At 57.1% G+C, this 6,409-nt stretch carries 9 protein-coding genes and 1 pseudogene; 4 read left to right on the forward strand and 6 right to left on the reverse strand.

Annotated features, from left to right (window positions below):
• Both AC6RA8_RS20175 and AC6RA8_RS20180 read left to right on the forward strand, forming a co-directional pair.
• A partial coding sequence (locus tag AC6RA8_RS20175; protein WP_500355284.1) for a sensor histidine kinase occupies positions 1-1,151 on the forward strand: 1,151 nt, incomplete at its 5' end.
• 89 nt (positions 1,152-1,240) lie between these two features.
• Complete coding sequence (locus AC6RA8_RS20180; protein ID WP_500355286.1) at positions 1,241-2,434, forward strand: hypothetical protein; 1,194 nt, start codon at positions 1,241-1,243, stop codon at positions 2,432-2,434.
• A 14-nt stretch (positions 2,435-2,448) separates the two neighbouring features.
• On the opposite strand, the gene AC6RA8_RS20185 is transcribed toward AC6RA8_RS20180, so the two are convergent.
• The 4 genes and pseudogenes from AC6RA8_RS20185 to AC6RA8_RS20200 all read right to left on the reverse strand — a co-directional run bounded on the left by AC6RA8_RS20185 (position 2,449) and on the right by AC6RA8_RS20200 (position 3,989).
• A complete protein-coding gene (locus tag AC6RA8_RS20185; protein ID WP_500355288.1) occupies positions 2,449-2,874 on the reverse strand; it encodes a protein tyrosine phosphatase family protein in 426 nt (141 codons plus the stop codon).
• Between the two features lie 42 nt (positions 2,875-2,916).
• Positions 2,917-3,054 (reverse strand): hypothetical protein, encoded by a 138-nt coding sequence (locus AC6RA8_RS20190; RefSeq protein WP_500355298.1) that lies wholly within the window; start codon positions 3,052-3,054, stop codon positions 2,917-2,919.
• Between the two features lie 125 nt (positions 3,055-3,179).
• Positions 3,180-3,443 (reverse strand): annotated as a pseudogene (locus AC6RA8_RS20195) (DUF6691 family protein); the annotation flags it as partial.
• A 303-nt stretch (positions 3,444-3,746) separates the two neighbouring features.
• Positions 3,747-3,989: a hypothetical protein gene (locus AC6RA8_RS20200; RefSeq protein WP_500355290.1), complete on the reverse strand. Its 243-nt coding sequence runs from the start codon at positions 3,987-3,989 to the stop codon at positions 3,747-3,749.
• 126 nt (positions 3,990-4,115) lie between these two features.
• Here AC6RA8_RS20200 and AC6RA8_RS20205 point away from each other — a divergent pair, with 126 nt between their 5' ends.
• Positions 4,116-4,379 (forward strand): DUF2312 domain-containing protein, encoded by a 264-nt coding sequence (locus AC6RA8_RS20205; protein ID WP_299703543.1) that lies wholly within the window; start codon positions 4,116-4,118, stop codon positions 4,377-4,379.
• Positions 4,380-4,383: 4 nt separating this feature from the next.
• On the opposite strand, the gene AC6RA8_RS20210 is transcribed toward AC6RA8_RS20205, so the two are convergent.
• A complete protein-coding gene (locus AC6RA8_RS20210; RefSeq protein WP_500355292.1) occupies positions 4,384-4,875 on the reverse strand; it encodes a winged helix-turn-helix transcriptional regulator in 492 nt (163 codons plus the stop codon).
• A gap of 50 nt (positions 4,876-4,925) precedes the next feature.
• Here AC6RA8_RS20210 and AC6RA8_RS20215 point away from each other — a divergent pair, with 50 nt between their 5' ends.
• Entirely contained in the window at positions 4,926-5,354 is a 429-nt protein-coding gene (locus AC6RA8_RS20215; RefSeq protein ID WP_500355294.1) for a GFA family protein, read from the forward strand.
• Here the strand turns inward: AC6RA8_RS20215 and AC6RA8_RS20220 are convergent.
• Complete coding sequence (locus AC6RA8_RS20220) at positions 5,351-6,226, reverse strand: hypothetical protein (protein ID WP_500355296.1); 876 nt, start codon at positions 6,224-6,226, stop codon at positions 5,351-5,353. The two genes, AC6RA8_RS20215 and AC6RA8_RS20220, sit on opposite strands and share 4 nt — an antisense overlap.
• Positions 6,227-6,409: the final 183 nt, after the last annotated feature.

Consider the following 6,409-nt stretch of genomic DNA (forward strand, 5'->3'; position numbering starts at 1 on the left):
TGTCCCTTGTCACCTTTCCGCAGCCCCTCGAGCGCCTGCAAGGCGCTCAATTCGTTAATGTCTTTGATCATTCGACGCAGGCTGGTGGTTGGGATGCAGCCCCAGCAACATCCGAGGACCTGATGGTCATGGCGCAGCGTATCCTTGGCCCGGATGATGCGTTGTCATTGTTCCGGGCGGAGGCGCAGCGGCAAGGGATAACCGGCCATTTGCCGGAACCGACACAAGGGTTCCTGCAGGCGCTTGAACGCGAATTGGCGGGATCCGTGGGGTCGGCAACGGCGCATGCGATGATCAGCCAGTTGGTGGGCGGGGCGTCTGTGTCTGTCGAGGACCTTATGGCGGTGGCGGACGAGTCTGCACAGATCCTTGAATACTCCAATCGCCTCGAGGCGAAATCGGCGGAACTGAGCCGGACGGCACGCAAACTGCGGGAAGCCAACGAAAAGCTGACGGCGCTGTCGGTGCAGAAGGATGCCTTTCTGGGGCAAATCAGTCACGAGCTGCGGACGCCGATGACATCCATCCGGTCGTTCTCCGAAATCTTGCGCGACACCGATGAATTGGAGCAGTCCGAAAAGACCAAATATGCGTCGATCATCCATGGTGAGACGATCCGGTTGACGCGCCTGTTGGATGATCTTCTTGATCTGAGCGTCCTTGAGAACGGGCAGGTGAGCCTGAACCTGGATACCGGTAACCTGAACGATGTGATTGGGCAGGCAGTGTTGTCGGCCGGGGGGGACCGGAGCACCCGACTGACGGTCAAGCATGAACAAGCGGAGCTTGACCGGCCGCTGACAACCGACCTTGATCGGTTGCGGCAGGTGTTCATCAATCTGATCACCAACGCCCAGAAGTATTGCGATGCGTCACAACCAGAGTTATGGATCGCCGTGATGGACAGTGGCGACGGGTTGCAGGTTGTTTTCCATGACAACGGCACACCTATTCCGGCTGAAGCGCGGTCGCTGATCTTTGAGAAGTTTTCTCGCATCAATGACAAGGATGGATCAGGTGCTGGTCTCGGTCTTGCCATATGCCGCGAGATCATGGCGCGTCTTGGCGGCAATATCACCCATGAGCCGCGCGCCGACGGCAATGCATTTATCGTGCACTTGCCTGTTCAGGCTGCGCTTGCGGCGCAATAGCGTCAAAAGCTCTGTCTTCATAAAGCGGTTGGTAACCTATCTTCCTTAGACCCAAAGGACACTTTCAGGCCGTAGAAACGGCGGAGTTTATGAGCGAAACCGCAAAAAACAGTATCTTGGGACGCATGGCGACCGCAGGCCGGGAAGAGCATCAGGCGCGTGTCATGACGCTGGCTAAGGCCTTGCGTCTTACATTGGCCAAGGTGGCCGATGCGCTCATGGAATTGCCCATTGCCGTCATCGGTGCCGTGGTTGACAAGGTTGACGGTGAAACAATTGAGTCACAGCTGAACGACGACGCTTTGCTGATGCTGCTTGATGGACCGGATGGTCGTGCCGGGGCCGCTGTATTCGACCCCATTGTTGTGGGTGGCTTGATCCAACAACAAACCATGGGTGTTGTGCTTGCCGACAGCGGTGTGAAACGTGCGATGACCCGTACGGATGCTGCCATTTGTGCGCCATTGATCGACATGTTGCTCGAAAAAACGTGCCCGGTACTGGTGGATCCAGAGGATGCCGCGCTGCTTGATGGGTTTCGATTTGGGGCAAAAGCGGAAGACGCGCGCACGCTTGCAATGGCGCTGGATGCTCAGGATTACACTATGATACGCCTGACAGTCGATATCGCGCGTGGCGCCCGGCAAGGGGAAATCACGCTGGTTCTGCCACCGCCAGATGCGCGCGATATGGACCTGAGTGAAGATGAGACAGAGGACGAAGCCGGGCATGCAACCACCATGACGGATACGGTCATGGGCTTGAACGCTGATCTGAACATGCTCGTCTGTCGCCTGCATCTGCCATTGAACGCACTGCAGGCGTTGGCCGTTGGCGATGAGTTGCCACTGACGCCTGGCGCGTTTCCAAACGTTCAAATCACGACCAATATGGGCCGCGTGGTCGGTCGCGGCGTTGTTGGTCATGTGGACGGCGTGCGCGCCGTCAAGCCGCAGCGCGCGCCCTCGCACGCCACGCAACCCTTGCGTCGTGTGTCCGACGAGCCCCTTGTAGAGATGCCTAAGGTTGAAGAAATCGCCAATCCCGCGCGGCGGGAAGACGACCCGATTGATACACTAACGATAGGAGGGGATGCGAACACGACTGCCCTACCACCCTTCGACGCGTCGGACGAATTGGTGCCCTTCAATGCTACAGCTGATGATGGAACGGCTGGCGATGCAAATCTGCCAGTGCTTAGTGATTTGCCCGATCCGGATGCTCTTCCTGATCTCTCGGAACTTCCAGACCTGTCCGAGTTACCCGATTTGGCGGCTGGGTAGCCTGGTCGCCCACCCTATTGCGCGGCAATCGCGTCCAGGGTGGGGCGCAATGCGTCCAGATCGTAGCCGCCTTCACGAGCTGTACGCAGGATGTCGTCAGTTGGCATGCGCCCGGCTTGACCGAAACACCACACCACTGTCGACCGCGTGCCAGATGCGCAATATGCCAGAACCGGAGTTGCGGTTTCCTCGGCGAGCGTCATGTGCTTGGCTACATTGTCGGGTGTCATGGTCTGATGCGTCAGGGGCAGTCTGTGAAAGGTCAGCCCTGCCGCAACAGTGGCGGCTTCGATTGCGTCGGCCTGAAAAGCCGGTGGGATTTCGCAGTCGGGGCGATTGCAGATTACGGTCTTGATCCCGGCAGCCGCAATGTCGGGCAGATCTGCCGGAGCCAGTTGTGGTGCCACAAAATAGGTCGGTGTGATCTGTCGAATATCCATGCCACCGATTTAAGTCGTGGACTGTAGACTGTCCAGACCGAGCTACAGCGGTGGAACCGCCCACATGCTTGCCAGCATGGCAGTGAAGAACAGCGCGCCCTGCCAACCGCGATGGGTGATGGATGCGGGTGCCGGGTCAAGACAGAGACCGACCAGCCCCCGCCCGATGCCAAGCAGCATGGATTCCTGAAACAGGTGGCAGGTGATTTTGGACCGTGGTGGGCAGGGTGCGTGCCGCCTGCCTGCGGTGTGCAGCCACGGGTCAACCGCCATGCAAAGATCAACGGCAGCATGGCGTCTGCCATGACAGAAGCCAAGGTTGGGTCCAAAACACCAAAAAAATCAAGAAAACAGCGCACTTTGGTCGTGTCGGTCACGCCCGATAAATGGAGGCCAGCGCCGTACAGGGCGCTACTCAGCAGGGTGATAAAACTCTGCACCACAGACCCAGCCCCACGCGGACGGGTCTGCGGTGCTAGCACCTGCATCAATTTAGTCGAGCGTTGGCGCGAACCCGCATACAGAAAGGCGTGACATCCCATATGCGCCGTGCACGGATGTGCATCCATTGGCAAATCTTGTGCCGATCTCAATGCGCTTTCCGCCGATTCACAAAAGCCATGGGAGCGAAGCGGAGTGCGTTTCAGTGTCCCAGTCGCTATGTGCCATCAGCGCTAGCATCCTAATGAATCCGATCTGGAAGGCAAGTTTAGATGAACAATCTTGACCTGTTCCGTCATCCAACCTGCCAACGATCCCGCTGGTTCACATGACGCTACCATTCCCAAGCGACGGAACCGCTGCAGCCGTCCCGATCATCACCCCACCTACGACGCCCTAAATCCAGTCAATGGGCACAGACTGCTCCGTGATCAGCTGAGGAAGATGCCCACAATGACAAGCATCAGGCCGATGACCGACACAAACAGTGCTCCCAGATTCAGCGGCAGCACCCGTGCCATGACTGCGCGCATATCAGCGTCGTCCAGGCGCGCAGCACGCGCCCGCCAGACTTTGAGGATGCACCAGACCAGACCGATCAGGCCAAGGACCGACAATGCGGCGCCGCCCCAGATCAAGCCATCCAAAAGGTTGAAAGCTGTCTCTTGTTCCATGCTTTCCGGCTATCCGAGCATTGCAGACATGGCAAGGCACCAACGCCCCTTGCGGCACCAACGCCCCTTGCGGCACCGGGCGCGCCCCGCTATCCAGCGGGCTGATCTGATCCTAAGGAGCGCGCAATGACCGAGACTGCCACCAATGCCGAAAGCTACCGTGTGACGGCGGATGAGTTGCGCCAGTTCGTCGAACGGTTCGAACGGCTTGAGATGGAGAAAAAGGACATTGCTGACCAGCAAAAAGAGGTGATGGCCGAAGCCAAGGCGCGCGGGTACGACACCAGGGTGATGCGCAAGGTGATTGCACTGCGCAAGCGAGACAGCGATGACATCGCCGAAGAAGAAGCCGTTCTGGAGATGTACAAGGAAGCGCTTGGTATGAACTGAGCGGTTAGCCTCCATTCTTACCTTCGTTGTCTTGACGCGCTGGTGCAAAGTGCAACCAGCGCAGTGGCAATGCGCCGCCCTTTGGGACAATGCCGATTTTCACCGGGTTCCCCGAGCGTTTGTCGGTCAATTCAAGCGCGGACTCCCCATTCTTGATATGCTTGTCACCCCATTGCATCAGCGCGAGGATCACGGGTGCCAGTTCGCGACCTTTTTGGGTTAGCACATATGCATGGCGCGTGCGCGATGATCCATCGCGGTACGCTTTTTTCTTGGCCAGCCCGTTTTCAACGATTTGTGCTAATCGCCCGGACAAAACTGATTTTGGTATTCCGATGTCTGCCTGAATGTCCGCAAAACGGCCTACCCCGTACAACATTTCCCGCAATATCAACCACGTCCAGCGATCTGGGACTTGTTCGATGGCAAGGGCCGCACCGCATTCGGACATTGGTACGGGGCTTTCACGCACGGGTGAATTGTCTGAGTTTGACATTTGAACTCTGCTCTGCCAGTGTTTTATTATTGCAGCAAGAGTAACCCGAAATGACCTCGCAAGCCACTGAAAACACAACGAACGCGGGCGGTTGTTATTGCGGTGCGGTCAGGTATGCCGTCTCGCAACCACCGTTGGTCAAAGGTCAATGCCATTGCCAACCATGTCAGCGAATGTCTGGCGGAGCGCCCCAGTATTTCATGCTTTTGCCGCCAGATGGATTCAAGTGGACGGCGGGAAAGCCTGCGCATTTCACACGCACAGACCTGAAAGATGCCGTCACAAGATACTTTTGCGGGACATGCGGAACGCAGCTTGTAACAACACGACAGGACACACCGGGCGTCGTCGTTAAGATCGGCACTCTGGATGACCCGAGCGGATTTGTCCCGCGTGTTGCGATTTGCCACGCCGATGCCTTGGGATTTCACTCGGTGCCTGAGGGGGTCCCGGTGTTCGAAGGCTTGCCCGGCGTCTAAGGTGCAATGACAGTGACACCGGGAATGCGAGCTACGCGCTCCATATCCTCTTCGTAGATTTCAGTCATCGTCTCGACCGTTTCGTCGGTCCAGCCGGGGGCGTTAAGCTCCTCTTCGATCTGGTCTTCGATCGCGAACTTATCAAGGAAAGCAGCAATCACCCTGCGCTTTTGCATCTCAGTCATTGTGGGGTGCGACTTCAGATAGGCACGAAACCGTTGCATCCCTTCTTTGGACATGATGTCCGAGAGCAGATCGAAACCGCCGACAATCTTTTCGCCATGTTCCAGACCTGCAAGCTCTCGGACGATTTGTGCCCACAGCATCGGCATGTCTTCAAAGCACCACGTGGTTATGGTCACGTCAGGCGCGGCTGTCCGAATGGCGGACAGGGTTTCGGACCAGCGAATGCTATAGGGGTCGGCCCCTCGCAGAAACGCATTCATGTCCTTTTGCGGGGCATTGTCGAAGAGGGCTGGCAGGAACGTGGCAGGGTTTCTTATGGCAAGAAAAAGCTCAACTTCGTCATGGGCGAACAGGGCGGACAGCTGGGCCATCCGCTCCGGCGCTAAGCGATAGATTTTGCCATCTCGCACACAAGCGCGGGGAGCCCCAAATAGAAACATGTGACTTAGGATCATCCGATCCGCATTTTCTTCATCAAGGATCAAGTCCATCAGGATATCGCGCGCATCCGGGGCAGGCGGGGCGTCTTCTAATGCCGCAACTGTGTCTTTCAGAAGTGGTCGGTACTTGCCAGGACCGGGTACGGCAACACCACGTTTGGAAAAGTCTTCCTTGTTCCGCAGCAGGCAGCGCATGAGTCTGTCCTCTTCGGTAAAATGCGCGCCAGCGTGGAGGACAATTTGCATGTAGTTTGACCTGATGGGCGTGAGTTACAGTGGTTCAGGTATACCTGTTTTGCGTCCCGATAAAACCTCTGACGCGGAATGAAAAACAAGCTTGCCACTGCCCGACTCTCGGAGTAAATGCTGCCGTCAAGGCCCCTATAGCTCAGCTGGTAGAGCAACTGATTTGTAATCAGTAGGTCCGCG

This window comes from Tateyamaria sp., assembly GCF_059783535.1.

Excerpts from the sequence above, each read along its gene's own strand:
- AC6RA8_RS20180 (WP_500355286.1), top strand. The coding sequence starts at position 1,241 with ATGAGCGAAACCGCAAAAAACAGTATCTTGGGACGCATGGCGACCGCA.
- AC6RA8_RS20185 (WP_500355288.1), bottom strand. The coding sequence starts at position 2,874 with ATGGATATTCGACAGATCACACCGACCTATTTTGTGGCACCACAACTG.
- AC6RA8_RS20190 (WP_500355298.1), bottom strand. The coding sequence starts at position 3,054 with ATGCTGCTTGGCATCGGGCGGGGGCTGGTCGGTCTCTGTCTTGACCCG.
- AC6RA8_RS20200 (WP_500355290.1), bottom strand. The coding sequence starts at position 3,989 with ATGGAACAAGAGACAGCTTTCAACCTTTTGGATGGCTTGATCTGGGGC.
- AC6RA8_RS20205 (WP_299703543.1), top strand. The coding sequence starts at position 4,116 with ATGACCGAGACTGCCACCAATGCCGAAAGCTACCGTGTGACGGCGGAT.
- AC6RA8_RS20210 (WP_500355292.1), bottom strand. The coding sequence starts at position 4,875 with ATGTCAAACTCAGACAATTCACCCGTGCGTGAAAGCCCCGTACCAATG.
- AC6RA8_RS20215 (WP_500355294.1), top strand. The coding sequence starts at position 4,926 with ATGACCTCGCAAGCCACTGAAAACACAACGAACGCGGGCGGTTGTTAT.
- AC6RA8_RS20220 (WP_500355296.1), bottom strand. The coding sequence starts at position 6,226 with ATGCAAATTGTCCTCCACGCTGGCGCGCATTTTACCGAAGAGGACAGA.